This window comes from Streptomyces meridianus (genome assembly GCF_023703325.1).
Taxonomy (GTDB): Bacteria; Actinomycetota; Actinomycetes; order Streptomycetales; family Streptomycetaceae; genus Streptomyces; species Streptomyces meridianus.
The window spans coordinates 362,658-382,611 of sequence record NZ_JAMQGM010000001.1; the positions used below are offsets into that span (position 1 = coordinate 362,658).

The following is a 19,954-nucleotide window of genomic DNA, read 5'->3' on the forward strand; positions in this document are numbered from 1 at the left end:
GCCCCGCCACCGATAGCCTCGCTGTCATGTCCCGCCATGTCGCGATCGTCACTGATTCCACGGCCTACTTGCCCCCGCAGGCGATGGCGCGGCACAACATCACGTCCGTGCCGCTGACTGTCGTGCTGGGCAACCGGGCGCTGGAAGAGGGCACCGAGATCTCCGCCCGGTCGCTCGCCCAGGCCCTGCAACGCCGTACCCCTGTCACCACTTCCCGGCCGGGCCCCGAGCTGTTCGCTGCCGCGTACCGGGCGGCGGCCGAGGCCGGGGCTCAGGGCATCGTGTCCCTCCACCTGTCCGCCGAGATGTCGGGGACGTACGACGCTGCGGTGCTCGCAGCGCGCGAAGCGCCGGTCCCGGTACGGGTGGTGGACACCGGCATGGTCGCCATGGCGCTCGGTTTCTGCGCGCTCGCGGCGGCGGAGGCGACCGAGGCGGGTGGCGGACTCGACGAGGCGGTGGCGGCGGCGGAGAAGCGGGCCGAGGGGACCTCTGCGTTCTTCTACGTGGACACGCTCGACTATCTGCGGCGCGGAGGCCGGATCGGCCCGGCCCAGGCGCTGTTCGGCTCGGCGCTGGCTGTGAAACCCCTGCTGCAGCTGGCGGACGGCCGTATCGAGGCGCTGGAGAAGGTCCGGACGGCGTCGAGGGCCATCGCGCGGCTCGAGGAGATCGTCGTGGAGCGCGCCGGTGTGGGACCGGTCCACGTCGCGGTGCACCACCTGTCGGCGGGTGAGCGGGCGGCGGAGCTCGCGGAGCGGCTGCGAGAGCGGCTTCCCGGGCTCGAGGAGCTGCACGTCAGTGAGGTCGGTGCGGTGATCGGGGCGCACACGGGGCCGGGACTGTTGGGGGCCGTCGTCTCGTTGCGCGGCTGACGGCTGACGGCTGACGGCTGACGGCTGACGGACGGGGTCACGGGTCCGAGGGGGCGGCCGGGGCCGACGGCCGGGCGGACTGCGGGTGCTTGCCACGCGTCTCGGCTGAGGCCATATCGGCGGCGTTGGCCTGCCGAGCCGTGGTGACGGTGGCCGATGAGCCGGCCCATGGGCGTGCCGATGGGCCTGACATCCCTCGTCCGAGCGGCCGACTTTTCCACAACTCGCCGGTAATCCACGGGATGTGCCGGTGATCCACCGGCGCGCGGGAAGACCTCTACCTTCGCGCCGCATGGAGCAACGATCACACAGCGTGACCGGTGGGCAGGTTGGCGTGCCCGGCCCGAACCGGTCCCACCCGGCAGCCGGCGCACATCGGGCACCTGCCGCACAGGCCGGAACGAGACCGCGCGTGAGGCGTACCTCCCGCAGGGAGAAGGACGCGGCGGCGGAAGCCCTGCGGGCCCGCGCGCTCACCCTGTTCGCATCCCCCGCCGACGGGGCGGCCGGAACACCGCAGAGCACCGGAGACCCGGACGTGCGGCGTCGTGGGGACCCATCCGTACTCCCTGCCCCATCGGCTGAGCCATCTGCGGACGATCCAGCGGGGGCAGCCGGCGCTGCCGGGTTGCGGCGGATGCGCGGCCGGCTCTGGTGGACGATCCGCGAACGGCTGCCGGTATGGGTGCAGTTGCGCTGCGGCGTGCAGCCCCGCACGCTCCTCGCCCTTTCCGTCGTGCTCGTCGCCTGCCTCGCGTTCGCGGTCCACCGTTTCTGGAGCGGCACCCCCCGGACCGTCCGGGCCCCCACCGCGGAGCCGGCCGCCACGCAGGAGGCCCGCCACGGCCCCGGCACGCCCGGCCGCCCGGGGCCCGGTTCGGTGCCGTCCGGCACGGCCGCCCCGATCGTCATCGATGTCACCGGCAGGGTCCGCGATCCGGGCATTCACCGTCTGACGGCCGGCGCCCGGGTCGCCGATGCTCTGCGTGAGGCCGGCGGGGTCCGCCCGGGCACGGACACGAGCGGCCTCAACCGGGCCCGGCTCCTGGTGGACGGGGAGCAGATCGTCGTCGGGGGCCCCGCGTCGTCGGACGGCGGCGTCCCCGGACCCGCAGGCGCCCGGGCACCGGCCGGGGGTCCGGCCCCGGTCAGCCTGAACTCGGCCACGGTGGAGCAGCTCGACACCCTGCCCGGGGTCGGGCCGGTCCTGGCTCAGCACATCCTCGACTACCGGACCGAGCACGGCGGGTTCCGCTCCGTCGACCAACTCCGCGAGGTCAGCGGCATCGGCGACCGCCGGTTCGCCGATCTCCGGCCACTGGTGCGGCCATGACCCGGCAGAGCGTGCACGCCGCCCCCGGTCACCGGCAGGCGGCGGCGAGCCCCCGGAGCGAAGGCCCGGCGGACCACCGGCTCGTACCGCCCGCCCTGGTGGCCTGGGGAACCGTTGCCGTGCTCGGCTCGCCCCGGGCTCCGGTGGCCGCCGCCGTGGCCGGCCTGTTCTGCGCCGCCGCCCTGGCATCGGCCCTGCTCCTCGTGCGCAGTGCGGAACGGAACCCGGGCGCCCGGCGCACGGTGGCAGCGGCACTCACGGCATCCCTGCTGTGCGGTGCGGCTGCTGCCGCCTCGGCCGGACTGCATGGCGCCGATGTCCACCGGGGGCCGGTCCCGGAGCTGGCCCGGCAGGGGGCGATGCTCACCGCCCGGGTGACCGTCACCGCCGACCCGCGCCGGGTGCGCCCCCGGATCCGAGGGGCGATGCGGGCCCCCGCCGCCGTACTCATCGAGGCCGAGGCGACCTCGGTGACCCCGGCCGATGGTGGGGAGGTCCGCACCCGTACCCCGGTGCTGCTCATCGTGCAGGAACACGCCCCGTCCCCCGCGTCCGCCGTTCTGCGCGCGACCGGTTCCTGGCTCGACCTGCTGCCCTCCACCGGGCTGCGGGTTCGGGCCCGCGCATCCCTCCCGCTGACAGGAACCGACCGGGCGGCTGCCGTGCTGCGGGTGGAAGGCGCCGGACCGCCGCCCGTGGTCCGGCGGCCCGGCGCTCTCCAGCGCACCGCGGGAGACCTCCGCGCCGGGCTCCGCCGGGCGACCGAGGGCCTGACCCCCGACGCCCGGGCCGTCCTGCCCGGTCTGGTGGTCGGCGACACCAGTCGCATCCCGCCCGGCCTCGACGAGGCATTCCGGGCGACCGGCCTCACCCATCTGCTCGCGGTCTCCGGGGCCAACCTCACCATCGTGCTGTTCCTGCTGATCGGACCGCCCGGACTCGCCCGGCTGGCCGAACGCCGGGGGCTGGCCGCCCGGCTCGGCATTCCACTGCGCACCACGGCCCTGCTCGGCGGGCTGCTGACGGCCGCGTTCGTCGTGGTCTGCCGACCGCAGCCCAGTGTCCTGCGTGCCGCAGGCTGCGGACTGGTGGCGCTGCTCGCCGTCGCCACCGGGCGGCGGCGGTCACTGGTTCCCGCGCTCGCTGCCACCGTTCTGCTGCTGGTCCTCGTCGAGCCCGGGCTGGGCCGTTCCTACGGCTTCCTGCTCTCCGTCCTGGCGACCGCCTCGCTGCTGACGATCGCCCCTCGCTGGAGCGCCGCACTGCGCAGCCGCCGGGTACCGGAACGTCTCGCCGAGCCCCTGGCCGCGGCCGTCGCCGCTCAGGCCGTATGCGCGCCCGTGATCGCCGTGCTGGCCGCACGCGTCAGCCTGGTCGCGGTGCCGTGCAACCTCCTCGCGGAGGCGGCGGTGGCCCCCGCGACCGTGCTCGGTTTCCTGGCGCTGGCGATCGCGCCCCTCGCTCCGCCCGTCGCCCAGTGGCTCTCCTGGCTTGCCGGTTGGCCCGTGGAATGGGTCACCTCCGTGGCCCGTACCGGCGCGGCCCTGCCCGGCGCCGAAATGAGCTGGCCGGGCGGTTGGATCGGCGGACTGCTGCTGGCGCCGGCCTCGCTCGCGGTTGTCCTCACCCTGCCCCGGTGGATCCGGAAACCATGGGTGTGTGCGGCCTGCGGGCTGATCCTCCTGCTTTCCGTGGTCCGGCCGATGCCGTTGCCGCGGGCCCTCACCGGATGGCCTCCCGCAGGCTGGCGGCTGGTCGCCTGCGACGTCGGCCAGGGCGACGCACTGGTGCTGTCCGCAGGCGGCGGCACCGCCGTCGTCGTGGACGCCGGACCGGAACCGGCTCTCGCCGATCGTTGTTTGCGGGCGCTCGGCGTGACGCGCGTGCCGCTCGTCGTCCTCACCCACTTCCACGCCGACCACGTCGCCGGACTCCCGGGCGTGCTGCGCGGCCGCGCGGTGGGCGCCATCGAGACCACCACTCTGCAGGAACCCGCCGATCAGGTTGAGTTCGTGCACCGGATCGCGAGGGCCGCCCGGGTACCGGTGCTGCGCACCGAACCCGGGCACCGCAGACTCGGTCCGCTGAGCTGGTCCGTCCTCTGGCCGCCGGCCGGCGGCCCCGGGGCAACGGCCGGCCCGGCTCCGCCTCTCGACGCGAACGACGCCAGTATCACGCTGCTGGTGCGTACCGCCGACCTCACCCTGCTCCTGCTCGGCGACCTCGAACCGGCGGCACAGCGTGCGCTGATGACAGCCGTCCCGGACCTGCCCCGGGTGGACGTCCTCAAGGTCGCCCATCACGGCTCGGCGTACCAGGACCCGGCGCTGCTCGGCCGCGTCCGTCCCCGGCTCGCCCTCGTCTCCTGCGGGAGGGACAACCCGTACGGCCATCCGGCTGCCGGCACCGTCGAAGCGCTGAGGGCCGGGGGAGCCGCCGTGCTGCGCACGGATGTCCACGGCCCGATCGCCGTGACCGGCGGCAAGGGAACCCCACCGGCCGCCACCGTGGGCGGTGCGGGGGAGAGCGGGAGCGAGGCCCCCGGCAGGGCGGTCAGTCCTCCTCGAGCCAGCCCTCGTGCGCCGCGGCGAACTCATCCAGAACCGACGCCTCCAGCCGGCCCTCGGCGTCCTCGACGACGACCAGCCACTGGGCGTCCTCGGCGTCGTCCTCGCCCGCCAGCGCGTCCCGGACCAGCTGTGGTTCCCCGGCCGGGCGAAAGCGGTTCACCAGGGCCTCGGCCACTTCCTCGGCGGCATCGCGGTCGGGCAGGACCAGTACATGTCGAACGTCGCTCACCCGGACATTCTGCGGCACGCGATCCGCCCGCATGCACCGAGTACGAGGCCGCGAACACCGGCGGACCGCACCGTGGCGGCCCGTACCGTGGCGGGACGGACAGGAACGGGAGGCAGGCCATCGCTGTCGGTGCCGCGTGGGATGCTGGGCCGCGATGGCCAGGAAGAGTTCGACCGAAGACCTGCTCGCCCCCGTCACGCTCGCCGTGGGCCAGGAGGACCTCCTCCTCGACCGCGCGGTACAGGAGGTGATCGCCGCGGCGCGCGCTGCCGACCCTGACACGGATGTGCGCGACCTCACCCCGGACGCGCTGCAGCCGGGCACGCTCGCCGAGCTGACCAGCCCGTCGCTGTTCGCCGAACGCAAGGTCGTCGTGGTCCGCAACGCCCAGGATCTTCCGGCCGACACGGTCAAGGACGTCAAGGCCTACCTCTCCGCGCCCGCCGAGGAAATCACCTTGGTACTGCTGCATGCGGGAGGAGCCAAGGGCAAGGGGCTGCTCGATGCCGGCCGCAAGGCCGGCGCCCGCGAGGTGACCTGCCCGAAGATGACGAAGCCCGCCGACCGGCTGGCCTTCGTCCGTGGAGAGTTCCGGACCGCGGGTCGTTCCGCCACTCCGGAGGCGTGTCAGGCGCTGGTCGATGCCATCGGCAGTGACCTACGCGAACTTGCCAGTGCATGCGCTCAGTTGGCGGCCGATGTGGAAGACGCCATCGATGCGGCGGTGGTGGGCCGCTACTACACGGGGCGAGCCGAGGCGTCGAGTTTCACCGTGGCCGACCGGGCCGTCGAGGGACGGACCGCGGAGGCGCTCGAGGGCCTTCGCTGGGCCCTCGCCACGGGTGTCGCCCCAGTGCTGATCACCAGTGCTCTGGCGCAGGGCGTACGTGCCATCGGCAAGCTGGCATCCGCCCCGCGTGGCATGCGGGCGGGCGACTTGGCCCGGGAGCTCGGCATGCCCCCGTGGAAGGTCGACCGGGTGCGCCAGCAGATGCGCGGCTGGTCGGCCGACGGCGTCGCGTCGGCGCTGCGTGCCGTTGCCGAGGCGGATGCGGGCGTCAAGGGCGGTGGGGACGATCCGGAGTACGCCCTGGAGAAGGCGGTGATCGCGGTGGCTGCTGCCGCGCGTCCCGCCAGGCGCTGAAGGCAGCCCCCGGGTTGCGGCCGCTGCCACGCCCCCGACGCTCCGGACGGACCCGGCCTGCGCCCCTCGGACACCGTCTCTCGCGAAGCTCCGGGAAGGGCGTGACCCCGGACCGTGATCGGAAGACGTGTGGAGGGGGCGTCCGGGGTGCCCGCCCCCGGCCGCCCGGCCCCGGACCCCGGCGCATGCCCGGCCCCGTGTTTTCAAGGCGCTGACCCCGGCCCCCACAGCCTGCCCCACCCGCACCGCGCCCGGACAGGCCGAAGGCCCGGAGCTGTCCGGGGGAATCGGACGGCTTCGGGCCTTCGGTTCGTTCTGCTCGTGTGCGCCGCACCCGCGTGGCGAACGCAGGCCGCGTGCGGCGCGGTGCCCAGCCCTTGCGGGCTTCGGGCTGCCTCCCCGGGGCGGTTGAGAGGGTCCGCTGGACCGGGGCGACGGGGTCGGGACGCTCAGGTCCCAAGGGCCCGGCCGGCTGGAGAGCCGGGTCGGGCGAGAGTCGTGTCAGCCCTTGAGGGCCGCGACGCGACGGGCCAGCGCCGACTTCTTGTTGGCGGCCGCGTTCTTGTGGATCACGCCCTTGCTGGCAGCCTTGTCGAGCATCTTGCCGGCGTCGCGGACGGCAGCGGTGGCCTTCTCGGCGTTGCCGGCCTCAATGGCCTCACGGGTCTTGCGTACCGCGGTACGGATCGACGACTTGGCGGCCTTGTTGCGCAGGCGCGCCTTCTCGTTGGTCTTGTTCCGCTTGATCTGGGACTTGATGTTCGCCACGAATGAGCCTTTTCAGGTTCGTCGGATTTCTGAGCTGCGCCCCGGGCCGGGGCCACGAGACACAGTGGGCCAGGCTACCAGCAGGCCTGATCGGCTCCCAAACCGGACCACAGGCCCCAGTCGTGGGACCATGGGGAGGACTATCACGTGTCCCGCCGCCGAGCTGTCAGCACATCACCGAATGGACCCTGCGTGCCCGCGATCCCAACCAACGTGCCGGAACCGAGCCGTACCGACCCGGCCCTGATCCGCAACTTCTGCATCATCGCGCACATCGACCACGGCAAGTCGACCCTTGCCGACCGGATGCTCCAGCTGACCGGTGTGGTCGAGCAACGGCAGATGCGCGCCCAGTACCTCGACCGCATGGACATCGAACGCGAGCGGGGAATCACGATCAAGTCCCAGGCGGTCCGGCTGCCCTGGGCGCCGACCCCGGCCGAGGGCGGCGAGGGCGAAAGCGCCACGCACGTCCTCAACATGATCGACACCCCGGGGCACGTCGACTTCACCTACGAGGTCTCGCGCTCGCTCGCGGCGTGCGAGGGCTGCATCCTGCTCGTGGACGCGGCGCAGGGCATCGAGGCGCAGACGCTCGCCAACCTCTACCTGGCGATGGAGCACGACCTCACCATCATTCCGGTCCTCAACAAGATCGACCTGCCGGCCGCGCAGCCCGAGAAGTTCGCCGCCGAACTGGCGCACCTCATCGGCTGCGACCCCTCCGACGTGCTCAAGGTCTCCGCCAAGACCGGTGAGGGCGTCGACGCGCTGCTGGACAAGGTCGTCGCCGAGGTCCCGCCGCCGGTCGGCGTGGCCGACGCCCCGGCCCGCGCGATGATCTTCGACTCGGTCTACGACTCCTACCGCGGTGTCGTCACCTACGTCCGTGTCGTCGACGGCCGGCTCAACAAGCGCGAGCGCATCCGGATGATGTCCACCGGTGCCGCGCACGAGCTCCTGGAGATCGGGGTCTCCGCGCCGGAGATGACGGCCGCCGACGGCCTCGGCGTCGGTGAGGTGGGCTACATCATCACCGGCGTGAAGGACGTCCGGCAGTCGAAGGTCGGTGACACCATCACCTCCTTCGCCAAGGGAGCCGAGAAACCGCTCGGCGGCTACAAGGACCCGAAGCCGATGGTGTTCTCGGGCCTGTATCCGCTGGACGGCTCGGACTACCCGGAGCTGCGTGAGGCCCTCGACAAGCTCCAGCTCAACGACGCCGCCCTGGTTTACGAACCGGAGACCTCCGCGGCCCTCGGTTTCGGCTTCCGCGTCGGCTTCCTCGGCCTGCTCCACCTCGACGTGGTCCGCGAGCGCCTGGAGCGCGAGTTCGGGCTCGACCTGATCGCCACGGCCCCCAACGTGGTCTACGGGGTCACGATGGAGGACGGCACCGAGCACACGGTCACCAACCCGAGTGAGTTCCCCTCGGGCAAGATCGCCGAGGTGCGCGAACCCGTCGTCCGGGCCACGCTGCTGGCTCCCAGCGAGTTCATCGGCGCGATCATGGAACTGTGCCAGAGCCGCCGCGGCAGCCTGCTCGGCATGGACTACCTCTCCGAGGACCGGGTCGAGCTGCGCTACACCCTGCCGCTCGCCGAGATCGTCTTCGACTTCTTCGACGCCCTGAAGTCCAAGACCCGGGGCTACGCCTCGCTCGACTACGAGCCCACCGGCGAGCAGCTCGCCGACCTGGTGAAGGTCGACATCCTGATGAACGGCGACAAGGTCGACGCATTCTCCGCCATCACGCACAAGGACAAGGCGTACGCGTACGGCGTTCGGCTGGTCGGGAAGCTGCGCGAGCTCATCCCGCGGCAGAACTTCGAGGTGCCGATCCAGGCGGCCATCGGCAGCCGGGTCATCGCCCGCGAGACGGTGCGCGCGATCCGCAAGGACGTGCTCGCCAAGTGCTACGGCGGTGACATCTCCCGCAAGCGGAAACTGCTGGAGAAGCAGAAGGAAGGCAAGAAGCGGATGAAGATGGTCGGCAGCGTGGAGGTCCCGCAGGAGGCCTTCATCGCCGTGCTGTCCAGCGACTCCGACGGCGGAGGCGACGCCAAGGCCAAGAAGTGACCGGCGGCCGCCGTCCGGAGTGACCCGGCCCGGCGGCCCGGGCCTCGACCTCCCGCACGGGGCTGCGGCGCGGCATCGCGCACCGCGGCCCCGTGCGCCGTATCGAGGGGGCAGCCGGGAGCGGTGGCCGCCCCCGTGCCCCTGCGGTCACCCGGTCGGCTCCGCAGCCGCCGGACCCGCTCCCGTCCCGGCGAGCCCCGGCCAGTGGCCGCTTCCGCCCGGCCCGGCGCCCTGCTCTCGCCTCGATCGCGCCATGCGTCCTCCCGGCCCGTCAGGGCATCCGGGACGCCCCGACCACCTGGGAGCCGTGCCCGCGGGCTCGACATCCCCTGCCGAGTCCGCTTCTGTGTTTCATGAGGTGGGACGGCGTGCGCCCACTCGAAACCTGCATCGTGAGAAAGACTGTCGCAGACCCTTACGAACGGGCCGCTCGGGCTCTAACCTGATTCCCTGCTTGCAGGTTACTCGTCAGTTAAACAACTTCCAGCCACTCACTGCGCGCCCCGCGTGCACGGAGGATGTCGTGAGCGACACGCAGACGTTGATCGAGAACCGGCCGCCTTCCGTGGCGTCCCTCTTCCTTGAGCGGGTCGAGGCGACGCCCGACCGGGAGGCGTACCGCTACCCCGTGGCCCCGGCCACCGGCGAGGGACCGGATGCCTGGCACTCCCTGTCCTGGGCCCAGGCGGCGGACCGCGTCTTCTCGATCGCCGCCGGACTCGTCGCCCTCGGTGTCGACGCCGAGGAGCGCGTGGCCGTGGCCTCCAGCACCCGTGTCGAATGGATCCTCGCCGACCTCGGCATCCTGTGTGCGGGAGCCGCCACCACCACGGTCTACCCCAGCACCAACGCCGACGAGACGTCGTTCATCCTCGCCGACTCCGGCAGCCGCGTCCTGATCGCCGAGGACGCCGAGCAACTGGCCAAGGCCCGGGAGCGGCGTGCCGAACTCCCCGCGCTGGCCCACGTCGTGGTCATCGACGCCGCCGGTGCCGAGACCGTGGCCGGCGACCCCGAGGACTGGGTGCTCTCCCTCGACGAGCTCGAGCGGCGCGGCGCGGAGTACCTGCGCACGCACCCGGAGAGCATCAAGGAGCGGGTCGCCGCCATCGGTGCCGACCAGCTCGCCACCCTGATCTACACCTCCGGCACCACCGGACGGCCCAAGGGCGTGCGCCTACCGCACGACTGCTGGTCCTACATGGCCAAGGCCATCCCGGCCACCGGCCTGGTGACCGCCGAGGACGTCCAGTACCTCTGGCTACCCCTCGCCCACGTCTTCGGCAAGGTGCTCATCTCCGGTCAGATCGGTGTCGGGCACGTGACCGCGGTCGACGGCCGCATCGACAAGATCATCGAGAATCTTCCGACGGTCCAGCCGACCTACATGGCAGCCGTTCCGCGGATCTTCGAGAAGGTCTACAACGGTGTGGCCGCGAAGGCGCGGGCCGGCGGCGGTGCCAAGTACAAGATCTTCCAGTGGGCCGCGGGCGTCGCCCGCGAGTACGCCAAGACCACCCAGGACAACTTCCGCCACACCGGCACCGCGAGCGCGCCGTTCGGTCTGAAGCTGAAGCACGGCATCGCCGACAAGCTCGTCTACGCCAAGCTGCGCGCGGCGTTCGGCGGCCGGCTGCGGGCCTGTGTCTCCGGCTCCGCCGCCCTCGCGCCCGACATCGGCTACTTCTTCGCCGGCGCGGGCATCCACATCCTCGAAGGCTACGGTCTCACCGAGTCCAGCGCCGCCAGCTTCGTCAACCCGGGCGAGGCGTACCGGACCGGCACCGTCGGCAAGCCGCTCCCCGGCACCGAGGTGCGCATCGCCGAGGACGGCGAGATCCTGCTGCGCGGTCCCGGCATCATGGAGGGCTACCACGGGCTGCCGGACAAGACCTCCGAGGTCCTCGAGAGCGACGGCTGGCTGCACACGGGTGACATCGGCGAACTCTCCGCCGATGGTTACCTGCGGATCACCGACCGCAAGAAGGACCTCATCAAGACCTCCGGCGGCAAGTACATCGCCCCGGCCGAGGTCGAGGGCCAGTTCAAGGCCGTGTGCCCGTTCGTCAGCAACATCCTCGTGCACGGTGCCGACCGCAACTTCTGCACCGCCCTGATCTCGCTCGACGAGCCGACGATCATGGGCTGGGCCGCGGAGAACGGCCACGAGGGCAAGTCCTATGCCCAGGTCGTCGCCCTCAAGGAGGTCGAGGAGCTGATCGGCGGCTATGTCGAGCGCCTCAACGAGGGGCTCCAGCGCTGGCAGACGATCAAGAAGTTCCGCATCCTGCCGCGCGACCTCGACATCGAGCACGGCGAGCTGACCCCGAGCCTCAAGCTCAAGCGGCCGGTCGTGGAGCGTGAGTACAAGAGCCTCATCGAGGAGATGTACGCGGGTTCCCGCGAGTCCTGACCGATGGCACCGAGCCGCCCGCGTGACCCGGCAGCAGCCGGTCACGCGGGCGGCTCGTCCGTACCGTCCGCCATGCCGGACAATGGGTCCATGCCTTCCGCACTGCCCGACGGCGAACCGGTGCCCGACGACGGATCACTGCCGCTGCACGCCCTGACCGGCGCCGCGGCCCGCCCGCTCGGTTTCTATCTGCACGTTCCCTACTGCGCCAGCCGCTGCGGCTACTGCGACTTCAACACCTACACAGCGAGCGAACTGCGCGGCTCCGGGGGCACCCTGGCCTCCCGGGACAACTACGCCGAGACGCTCGTCGAGGAGATCCGCCTCGCCCGCAAGGCCCTGGGCGACGACCCCCGCCCGGTGGAGACCGTGTTCGTCGGCGGCGGCACACCGACCCTGCTCCCCGCCGCGGACCTGGTCCGGATGCTCGCCGCGCTGCGGGACGAGTTCGGTCTCGCGCCGGACGCGGAGATCACCACCGAGGCCAACCCGGACTCCGTCGACCCGCGCTACCTCGCCGAGCTGCGGGAGGGCGGCTTCAACCGCGTGTCGTTCGGTATGCAGAGCGCACGCCGGCACGTGCTGCGCGTCCTGGACCGGACACACACGCCCGGTCGCCCCGAGGCCTGCGTGGCCGAGGCGAGGGCGGCGGGCTTCGATCACGTCAACCTGGACCTGATCTACGGTACGCCCGGCGAGTCCGACGGCGACTGGCACGCCTCCCTGGAAGCTGCGCTGGAGGCCGGGCCGGATCATGTGTCGGCCTACGCGCTGATCGTCGAGGAGGGCACCCAGCTGGCCCGGCGCATCCGCCGCGGCGAGGTCCCCATGACCGACGACGACGTGCACGCCGACCGCTATCTGATTGCGGAACAGCGGCTCTCCGAGGCGGGGTTCACCTGGTACGAGGTGTCCAACTGGGCCGCCTCGGAAGCGGGCCGCTGCCGCCACAACGAGCTCTACTGGCGCGGTGCCGACTGGTGGGGTGCTGGGCCGGGCGCGCACAGCCACGTGGGCGGCGTGCGCTGGTGGAACGTCAAGCATCCCGGGGCCTACGCCCAGGCACTCGGCGAGGGCCGCTCGCCCGGGGCCGGCCGCGAGCTGCTGAGCGACGAGGACCGCCGGGTCGAACGCATCCTGCTCGAGCTGCGGCTGGCCGACGGCTGCCCGCTCGGCCTGCTCGCCCCCGCGGGGGCGCAGGCCGCGCAGCGGGCACTGGCGGACGGCCTGCTCCAGCCGGATCCCTACGGTCAGGGCCGCGCGGTCCTGACCCTGCGCGGACGACTGCTGGCCGACGCGGTGGTGCGCGACCTCGTCGACTGAGGCTTGTTGTGGAAGTAGCGTCGTCCGCCCCTGGGGCGGGGCTTGCGGCGTCTGGTGCGTGCAGCCGCAAGGCGGAGAGCCGGCCTCTGGGGTTCCCCATGCCGCAGGCCAGGGGAGGGCTACTCGGACGATCCGCCAACGCAGCGGATGTGCGTGCCGGGCGCCGCGAGCCGGACGGGACTTTCACAACACGCCTCAGGTCCGCTCCGGCACATGGCGCTGTGCGCCGCAAGGAAGGATTTGTCGGACGGGCGGACAGTGGGACGACGCGGCCCCGCCTACGCCGTGACGAAGTCGATGAGCTCCTCGACCCGGCCCAGCAGCGCGGGCTCCAGATCCCGGTAGGAGCGCACCGAACCGAGGATCCGCTGCCAGGCCGCGCCCGTGTTCTGCGGCCAGCCGAGCGCCCGGCAGACGCCCCTCTTCCAGTCCTGGCCGCGCGGTACCGAGGGCCAGGCGGCGATCCCGACCGAGGAGGGCTTCACGGCCTCCCAGACATCGACGTACGGATGGCCCACCACGAGCACATGGTCGCCCGTGACCTCGGCGGCGATCCGTGACTCCTTGGACCCCGGCACCAGGTGGTCCACGAGCACACCCAGAGGGGCGCCGGACGTCGGGGCGAACTCGCGCACGATCGCAGGGAGGTCGTCGACGCCCTCGAGGTACTCCACGACCACGCCCTCGATCCGCAGGTCGTCGCCCCAGACCTTCTCGACGAGTTCCGCGTCGTGCCGGCCCTCGACGTAGATCCGGCCCGCCCGCGCCACCCTCGCCCGGGCCCCGGGCACCGCGACCGACCCGGAGGCGGTACGCGCCGGGCCGCCGCCATGTTGTCCGGAGCCCCTCGCCGGGGCGGGGCGCACGAGCGTCACCACGCGGCCCTCCAGCAGGAACCTCCGCGGTTCCATCGGGAACACCCGGTGCCGGCCGAAACGGTCCTCCAGGGTGACCACCGGGCCCTGCGCGGTTCTCTCGCACCGTACGACGGCGCCGCAGAACTCCGTGGTGACCTCCTCGACCACCAGCCCGGCGTCGGCCGGCACCTCGGGGACCGGCTTCGGCTTCTTCCACGGCGGGGTGAGATCCGGCCCGTACTGTCTGCTGCGCACCCGCTGACGATAACCCCCGGTGGGCTCAGGGCGTGCTGAACCGCCTTGCCAACTCGTCCCGTTGGGCCCGGACGAAGGCGGCGTCGACCACCGCGCCGTGCCCCGGCACGTACAGCGCCTCCTCGCCGCCCAGCGCCAGCAACCGGTCCATCGCCGCCGGCCACCGGCCCGGCACGGAGTCGGGCCCCGCCTGCGGCTCTCCCGACTCCTCCACCAGATCTCCGCAGAAGACGACCGAGGGCGCCCCGCGCCGGCCGGGAACCAGCACGACCAGGTCGTGGCGGCTGTGTCCCGGGCCCACGTTGGCGAGCACGGCCTCACGGCCGTCGCCCAGCCCGACCGTCACATCACCGGAGACCAGGTGCCGGGGGCGCGCCAGAAGTTCCGTGGCCTCGGCCGCCTCGTCGGGGTCGACACCGTGCCGCTCCGCGTCCGTCCGCAGCCCGTCGCCCGGCCCGGCGAAGACGCGGTCCAGGCCCACCGCCCCGTACACCTCCGCCCCGGCGAACGCGCTCATTCCCAGTACGTGGTCGAAGTGGGGGTGGGTGAGTGCGAGATGTGTCACGCCGCGTGGCCCGCCGGGGGCCTCCCGGGTGAGCAGGAACTCCGCCTGGCGGCGCAGCTCGGCACCCTCGCGGACGGTCGAGCCGGCGTCCACCATCAGAGCGCCCTCGGTGCCCACGACCAGCCCCACGGTCGCGTCCCAGCGTGGCAGGCGGCGGCGGGTCACGCCGGGGGCGAGCTGCTCCCACCCGCCCTCTTCCCAAGTGAGGTGCATACAGCGACGCTAGTCGAAGACACCCCCGTGATCCGGTCGCTGCCGCCCACCCGGCGGGGTGGACGGGCTGCTCTTGCCCGGCCCGCCCTACTCGGCCGTACACTGGCCCCGGGGAAGCTGGCACTCCGACGCGCCGAGTGCCAGGCGGAGGTCAGGATGCGAAAGCTGGAGGTGCGCGGTGCTCAGTGAACGCAGGCTCGAAGTGCTGCGTGCCATCGTGCAGGACTATGTCGGCACGGAGGAACCCGTCGGCTCCAAGGCCCTCACCGAGCGGCACAGCCTCGGTGTCTCGCCCGCGACCGTGCGCAACGACATGGCGGTCCTGGAGGACGAGGGTTTCATCGCCCAGCCCCACACCAGCGCCGGCCGGATCCCCACCGACAAGGGCTACCGCCTGTTCGTCGACAAGCTGGCGGGGGTCAAGCCGCTGTCGTCGCCCGAGCGCCGCGCGATCCAGAACTTCCTGGACGGAGCGGTCGACCTCGACGACGTCGTGGCCCGTACCGTCCGGCTGCTCGCCCAGCTGACCCGGCAGGTCGCCGTGGTGCAGTACCCGTCGCTGAACCGGTCGACCGTCCGGCATGTGGAACTCCTCTCGCTCGCCCCGGCCCGGCTCATGCTGGTCCTGATCACGGACACCGGGCGCGTCGAGCAGCGGATGGTCGACTGCCCGGCCCCGTTCGGCGAGACGTCGCTCGCCGACCTGCGGGCGCGTCTCAACAGCCGGGTCGTGGGACGGCGTTTCGCCGATGTCCCCGGTCTGGTGCAGGATCTTCCCGAGTCCTTCGAACTCGAGGACCGGGGTACAGTCTCGTCGGTACTCGCGACGCTGCTGGAAACCCTGGTCGAGGAGACCGAGGAGCGGCTGATGATCGGCGGCACCGCCAATCTCACCCGCTTCGGGAACGACTTCCCCGTGATCATCCGGCCGGTGCTGGAGGCGCTCGAGGAACAGGTCGTGCTCCTCAAGCTGCTGGGGGAGTCGAAGGATTCCGGCATGACCGTACGAATCGGGCATGAGAATGCTCACGAGGGCCTGACGTCCACGTCCGTGGTCGCGGTCGGCTACGGTTCGGGCGACGAGGCAGTAGCGAAACTCGGCGTGGTCGGACCGACCCGCATGGACTACCCCGGAACGATGGGAGCGGTACGCGCAGTGGCACGTTACGTCGGACAGATCCTCGCGGAGTCGTAAGTGGCCACTGACTACTACGCCGTCCTCGGCGTGCGCCGCGACGCCGGACAGGACGAGATCAAGAAGGCTTTCCGCCGACTCGCGCGCGAGCTGCATCCGGACGTCAACCCGGATCCGAAGACCCAGGAGCGGTTCAAGGAGATCAACGCCGCCTACGAGGTGCTCTCCGACCCGCAGAAGAAGCAGGTCTACGACCTCGGCGGCGACCCGTCCGGTTCGGCTGCGGGCGGCGGTGCGGGCGGCTTCGGCGGTGGTTTCGGCAACTTCTCCGACATCATGGACGCCTTCTTCGGCGGCACCGCCCAGCGCGGGCCCCGCTCGCGCACCCGGCGCGGCCAGGACGCCATGATCCGGCTCGACGTCGAGCTGAACGAGGCGGCCTTCGGCACCACGAAGGACATCCAGGTCGACACCGCCGTCGTCTGCACCACGTGCAGCGGTGAGGGCGCGGCTCCCGGAACCTCGGCGCAGACCTGCGACATGTGCCGCGGCCGCGGTGAGGTGTCCCAGGTGACCCGCTCCTTCCTCGGCCAGGTCATGACCTCGCGGCCGTGCCCGCAGTGCCAGGGCTTCGGCACCGTGGTCCCCACGCCGTGCCACGAGTGTGCGGGCGACGGGCGGATCCGCTCCCGGCGGACGCTCACCGTCAAGATCCCGGCGGGCGTCGACAGCGGCACCCGGATCCAGCTGGCCGGCGAGGGCGAGGTCGGCCCCGGCGGCGGCCCGGCCGGCGACCTCTACGTGGAGATCCACGAACTGCCGCATCCGGTCTTCCAGCGGCGCGGGGACGACCTGCACTGCACGGTGACCATCCCGATGACGGCGGCGGCGCTCGGCACCAAGTGCCCCCTGGAGACCCTGGACGGTCTCCAGGAGGTCGACATCCGGCCCGGCACCCAGTCCGGTCAGTCGATCCCGCTGCACCAGCGCGGCATCACACATCTGCGCGGCGGCGGCCGCGGCGATCTGATCGTGCACGTCGAGGTGCAGACCCCCGGGAACCTCGACCCGCAGCAGGAGGACCTGCTGCGGCAGCTCGCCAAGCTGCGCGGCGAGGAGCGCCCGGCAGGGCACTTCCAGCCCGGCCAGCAGGGGCTCTTCCACCGGCTGAAGGACGCCTTCAACGGCCGCTGAGCCACGCCGCGGCCACAGGCACCTGATCGCGACGGGGTGCGGAGTGCATGACACCATGTGGTCATGCCCTCCGCACCCCTCCTGCTTCCCGTGGCGGTTCTGTGACCGCCCCGGTGTTCCTGGCCGACCGCGGCCTGCTCGCCGTGGGCCCGGTCGTGCTGGACGGTCCCGAGGGGCGGCACGCGGTGTCCGTGCGGCGGATCCGCGCCGGTGAGGCCGTCGTCCTCACGGACGGCGCGGGAACGGGCGCCCTGGGGACCGTGACCGCGGCCGAGGGCAAGGACCGGCTCGAGGTCGACGTCACCGACGTCCGCACGGAGCCCGAACCGCGCCCCCGCATCACCGTCGTGCAGGCGCTGCCGAAGGGCGATCGGGGCGAGCTGGCCGTCGAGACCATGACCGAGACGGGCGTGGACCGCATCGTCCCGTGGGCGGCCTCACGCTGCATCACCCAGTGGCGGGGCGAGCGCGGTCTCAAGTCACTGGGCAAGTGGCGGGCCACCGCGCGCGAGGCCGGAAAGCAATCCCGGCGGTTGCGATTCCCGGAGGTCACCGGCCTCATGACGTCACGTCGGGTATGCGACCTGCTCGGCGAGGCGGCCTTCGCGGGCGTGCTCCACGAGGAGGGCAGCCGACCGCTCGCCACTGCGCAACTCCCCGCCTCCGGCGACATCGTGCTGGTCGTCGGTCCCGAAGGGGGCGTGACCCCGGAGGAGTTGGAGGCCTTCGCCGACGCAGGGGCCGGTCACTACCGGCTGGGCCCCAGCGTCCTGCGGACCTCCACGGCCGGGACGGCCGCCGGCGCGCTGCTGCTCGGCCGCACCGGCCGCTGGTCCTGAGGGAGCCTCACCCCGATCGTCCGGGACGGCCCTCCGCGAAGCGGCGAACGTGTCGCCGCTGCCACGGCGTCTCGATCGCGTGCGGGTCGTAGTGGCGGCGCACGAACGCCACAGCCTCACCGGCCGGAATCCCGTCCAGCACGGCGACACAGGCCAGCGCCGTCCCGGTGCGCCCGCGTCCGCCGGCGCAGGCGATCTCGACCCGCTCGGACTCCTCCCGGGCCCAGGCCTCGCCCAGCACCTCGCGGGCCTGCGCGCGGTCTGCGGGCAACCGGAAGTCGGGCCAGTGCAGCCGGCAGGACGCCCACGGGACCTGCGGCGGTTCGGTGCCGAGCAAGCGGACGGCGAACGCGGGCTCCGGCCCCGGCGGCAGCGGGCGGCGCAGGGCACGGCCCCGCAGCCGGCGCCCGGAGGGAAGCTCCAGGACGCCGGGCGCATCGGGATCCCAGGTGGCCGTCACGTGTGCACCACAGCGAGCGGGCGCTCCCCTCGGTGCGGACCGGCATGAGGGGCCCCCGCCGCCACCCCTCTCTGCGCCCACCGGCGTGGCAGCATGCCGTCATGGCTTCCGTGATCGACGACCTCTGCCGCCACCCCGTCGTGCAGGCACCGATGGCCGGTGGCGCGTCCTGTCCCGCACTCGCCGCGGCTGTGAGCGAGGCGGGCGGCCTCGGGTTCCTGGCGGCCGGCTACCGGACGGCGGAGGACATGCGCCGCGAGATCCGCGCCCTGCGGGAACTCACAAGCCGCCCCTTCGGCGTGAACCTGTTCCTGCCCCAGCCGGAACCCGTCGCCGCTCCCGAGGAGGTCGCCGCCTACGCGGAGCGACTGGCCCGGGAGGCCGAGCACTACGGAACCGGGCTCGGTGCCGCAGACGGCCCCGCCGACGACGATTACGCCGCCAAAATGGCCGCCCTGCTGGACGATCCGGTACCCCTGGTCTCCTTCACGTTCGGCTGCCCGTCCCGTTCCGACCTGGCCGCGCTGTCCGCGGCGGGCACGGTCACCGTCGTCACGGTCACCTCGCCCGCCGAGGCCCGCGCCGCTGCGGACGCCGGCGCGGACGCCGTCTGCGTGCAGGGGGCCGAAGCCGGCGGCCACCAGGGCACCCACCGGGACGACCCGTCCGCCGACCACGCCGCCCTGGGGCTGCTGACCCGGCTCGCCCAGGTACGCGAAGCGGTACGGCTTCCGGTGATCGCGGCCGGCGGCATCATGCGCGGTCGGCAGATCGCGGCCGTCCTGGCCGCCGGCGCGGACGCCGCCCAACTCGGCACCGCGTTCCTCGTCACCCCCGAGTCCGGGGCCTCCCCGTTGCACAAACAGGCGCTCACCGATGCTCAGTTCACGCACACGGAACTGACCCGGGCGTTCTCCGGACGGCCGGCCCGCGGGCTCGTCAACCGCTTCCTGAGCGAGTACGGCCCGTACGCGCCCGCCGCCTATCCGCAGGTGCACTTCCTCGCAGCGGGGCTGCGCCGGGCCGCGGCGGCGACCGGAGATCCCCAGGGCATGGGGCTGTGGGCAGGGCAGGGGCACCGGCTGGCCCGGGGCCTGCCCGCCGGGCAGCTGGTCGACGTGCTGACAGCCGAACTCGCCGAAGCCCGGCGGTCGTTCGCCGAAGGCCGGGACTGACGGGGCCCGACCGGCACGGGGCCGCCGGAACGGCGCCGGACCCTGCGGCGGGCGTCCGGGCGGGGACCCGAGGCCGCCCGCCGCGGACACCCGAAGGTTCCGTGCTCACCGGAACGGCTGGTGGGAGAGGTGCAAGGTCAATAGTGTGGCGGGGTGACGCAGCCTTCGTACCTCCGGTTCCCGCATCTGCACGGCGAGTTGATCACGTTCACCGCCGAGGACGACGTCTGGGCCGCCTCCCTCGACGGCGGCCGTGCCTGGCGGGTCAGCAGCGACAACATGCCCGTCAACCACCCACGAATCTCGCCCGACGGCGAGCACATCGCCTGGACCTCAACCCGTGACGGCGCCCCCGAAGTGCACGTCGCCGCCGTCGACGGCGGCCCTTCGCAGCGGCTGACGCACTGGGGGACACGGACCTCCGTGCGGGGCTGGACCTCCGACGGCAAGGTGCTCGCGCTCTCCACCACCGGGCAGATGTCGTTGCGCCGCACCTGGGCCCGGGCCGTCCCGCTCGACGGCGGCCC

15 protein-coding genes and 2 pseudogenes are annotated in these 19,954 nt (G+C 72.6%); 12 read left to right on the top strand and 5 right to left on the bottom strand.

Features of this window, described 5'->3' with window-relative positions:
• The first annotated feature begins 26 nt into the window (after positions 1-26).
• From M1E25_RS01555 to M1E25_RS01565, 3 genes and pseudogenes are all read left to right on the top strand, one after another.
• Positions 27-875 (top strand): DegV family protein, encoded by an 849-nt coding sequence (locus tag M1E25_RS01555; protein ID WP_251408149.1) that lies wholly within the window; start codon positions 27-29, stop codon positions 873-875.
• Between the two features lie 412 nt (positions 876-1,287).
• Positions 1,288-2,208 (top strand): ComEA family DNA-binding protein, encoded by a 921-nt coding sequence (locus tag M1E25_RS01560; RefSeq protein ID WP_251408152.1) that lies wholly within the window; start codon positions 1,288-1,290, stop codon positions 2,206-2,208.
• Positions 2,205-4,694: pseudogene (locus M1E25_RS01565) on the top strand (ComEC/Rec2 family competence protein); the annotation flags it as partial. The gene M1E25_RS01560 and the pseudogene M1E25_RS01565, both read left to right, overlap by 4 nt.
• Positions 4,695-4,761: 67 nt before the next feature.
• Here M1E25_RS01565 and M1E25_RS01570 read toward each other — a convergent pair.
• On the bottom strand, positions 4,762-5,007 hold the full coding sequence (locus M1E25_RS01570; protein WP_251408280.1) for a hypothetical protein: 246 nt from the start codon (positions 5,005-5,007) through the stop codon (positions 4,762-4,764).
• A 154-nt stretch (positions 5,008-5,161) separates the two neighbouring features.
• On the opposite strand from M1E25_RS01570, the gene holA reads away from it, so the two are divergent.
• On the top strand, positions 5,162-6,151 hold the full coding sequence (gene holA, locus M1E25_RS01575; RefSeq protein WP_251408155.1) for a DNA polymerase III subunit delta: 990 nt from the start codon (positions 5,162-5,164) through the stop codon (positions 6,149-6,151).
• Between the two features lie 501 nt (positions 6,152-6,652).
• Here the strand turns inward: holA and rpsT are convergent.
• Entirely contained in the window at positions 6,653-6,919 is a 267-nt protein-coding gene (rpsT, locus tag M1E25_RS01580; protein ID WP_251408158.1) for a 30S ribosomal protein S20, read from the bottom strand.
• Between the two features lie 192 nt (positions 6,920-7,111).
• Between rpsT and lepA the strand changes: the two genes are divergently transcribed.
• The 3 genes from lepA (at position 7,112) to hemW (ending at position 12,734) form a co-directional block, all read left to right on the top strand.
• On the top strand, positions 7,112-8,998 hold the full coding sequence (lepA, locus tag M1E25_RS01585; protein WP_251408161.1) for a translation elongation factor 4: 1,887 nt from the start codon (positions 7,112-7,114) through the stop codon (positions 8,996-8,998).
• A gap of 523 nt (positions 8,999-9,521) precedes the next feature.
• Positions 9,522-11,411: an AMP-dependent synthetase/ligase gene (locus M1E25_RS01590; RefSeq protein WP_251408165.1), complete on the top strand. Its 1,890-nt coding sequence runs from the start codon at positions 9,522-9,524 to the stop codon at positions 11,409-11,411.
• 90 nt (positions 11,412-11,501) lie between these two features.
• Positions 11,502-12,734 (top strand): radical SAM family heme chaperone HemW, encoded by a 1,233-nt coding sequence (gene hemW, locus M1E25_RS01595; protein ID WP_251408168.1) that lies wholly within the window; start codon positions 11,502-11,504, stop codon positions 12,732-12,734.
• Between the two features lie 278 nt (positions 12,735-13,012).
• Here the strand turns inward: hemW and M1E25_RS01600 are convergent, their stop codons facing one another.
• The gene (locus M1E25_RS01600; protein WP_251408171.1) at positions 13,013-13,846 is read right to left on the bottom strand and encodes a DUF3097 domain-containing protein; all 834 of its coding nucleotides are present in this window, start codon (positions 13,844-13,846) and stop codon (positions 13,013-13,015) included.
• Positions 13,847-13,871: 25 nt separating this feature from the next.
• On the bottom strand, positions 13,872-14,624 hold the full coding sequence (locus tag M1E25_RS01605) for an MBL fold metallo-hydrolase (RefSeq protein WP_251408174.1): 753 nt from the start codon (positions 14,622-14,624) through the stop codon (positions 13,872-13,874).
• Between the two features lie 178 nt (positions 14,625-14,802).
• Here M1E25_RS01605 and hrcA point away from each other — a divergent pair, with 178 nt between their 5' ends.
• The 3 genes from hrcA (at position 14,803) to M1E25_RS01620 (ending at position 17,792) form a co-directional block, all read left to right on the top strand.
• Complete coding sequence (hrcA, locus tag M1E25_RS01610) at positions 14,803-15,819, top strand: heat-inducible transcriptional repressor HrcA (RefSeq protein WP_251408177.1); 1,017 nt, start codon at positions 14,803-14,805, stop codon at positions 15,817-15,819.
• Positions 15,820-16,953: a molecular chaperone DnaJ gene (dnaJ, locus tag M1E25_RS01615; protein WP_251408180.1), complete on the top strand. Its 1,134-nt coding sequence runs from the start codon at positions 15,820-15,822 to the stop codon at positions 16,951-16,953.
• 101 nt (positions 16,954-17,054) lie between these two features.
• Positions 17,055-17,792 carry a 16S rRNA (uracil(1498)-N(3))-methyltransferase gene (locus tag M1E25_RS01620; RefSeq protein ID WP_251408182.1) on the top strand — a complete coding sequence of 246 codons (738 nt, stop codon included), beginning with the start codon at positions 17,055-17,057 and terminating at the stop codon, positions 17,790-17,792.
• Positions 17,793-17,799: 7 nt separating this feature from the next.
• Here M1E25_RS01620 and M1E25_RS01625 read toward each other — a convergent pair whose 3' ends face one another.
• The gene (locus M1E25_RS01625) at positions 17,800-18,252 is read right to left on the bottom strand and encodes a protein-tyrosine phosphatase family protein (RefSeq protein ID WP_251408185.1); all 453 of its coding nucleotides are present in this window, start codon (positions 18,250-18,252) and stop codon (positions 17,800-17,802) included.
• A 101-nt stretch (positions 18,253-18,353) separates the two neighbouring features.
• Between M1E25_RS01625 and M1E25_RS01630 the strand changes: the two genes are divergently transcribed.
• Positions 18,354-19,427 carry a nitronate monooxygenase gene (locus M1E25_RS01630; RefSeq protein ID WP_251408188.1) on the top strand — a complete coding sequence of 358 codons (1,074 nt, stop codon included), beginning with the start codon at positions 18,354-18,356 and terminating at the stop codon, positions 19,425-19,427.
• 153 nt (positions 19,428-19,580) lie between these two features.
• A pseudogene (locus M1E25_RS01635) lies at positions 19,581-19,954 on the top strand (peptidase S41); the annotation flags it as partial.

What these genes read in the sequence shown, in the direction of transcription:
- M1E25_RS01555 (WP_251408149.1), top strand. Translation starts at nt 27, where the DNA reads ATGTCCCGCCATGTCGCGATCGTCACTGATTCCACGGCCTACTTGCCC.
- hemW (WP_251408168.1), top strand. Translation starts at nt 11,502, where the DNA reads ATGCCTTCCGCACTGCCCGACGGCGAACCGGTGCCCGACGACGGATCA.
- holA (WP_251408155.1), top strand. Translation starts at nt 5,162, where the DNA reads ATGGCCAGGAAGAGTTCGACCGAAGACCTGCTCGCCCCCGTCACGCTC.
- M1E25_RS01630 (WP_251408188.1), top strand. Translation starts at nt 18,354, where the DNA reads ATGGCTTCCGTGATCGACGACCTCTGCCGCCACCCCGTCGTGCAGGCA.
- M1E25_RS01605 (WP_251408174.1), bottom strand. Translation starts at nt 14,624, where the DNA reads ATGCACCTCACTTGGGAAGAGGGCGGGTGGGAGCAGCTCGCCCCCGGC.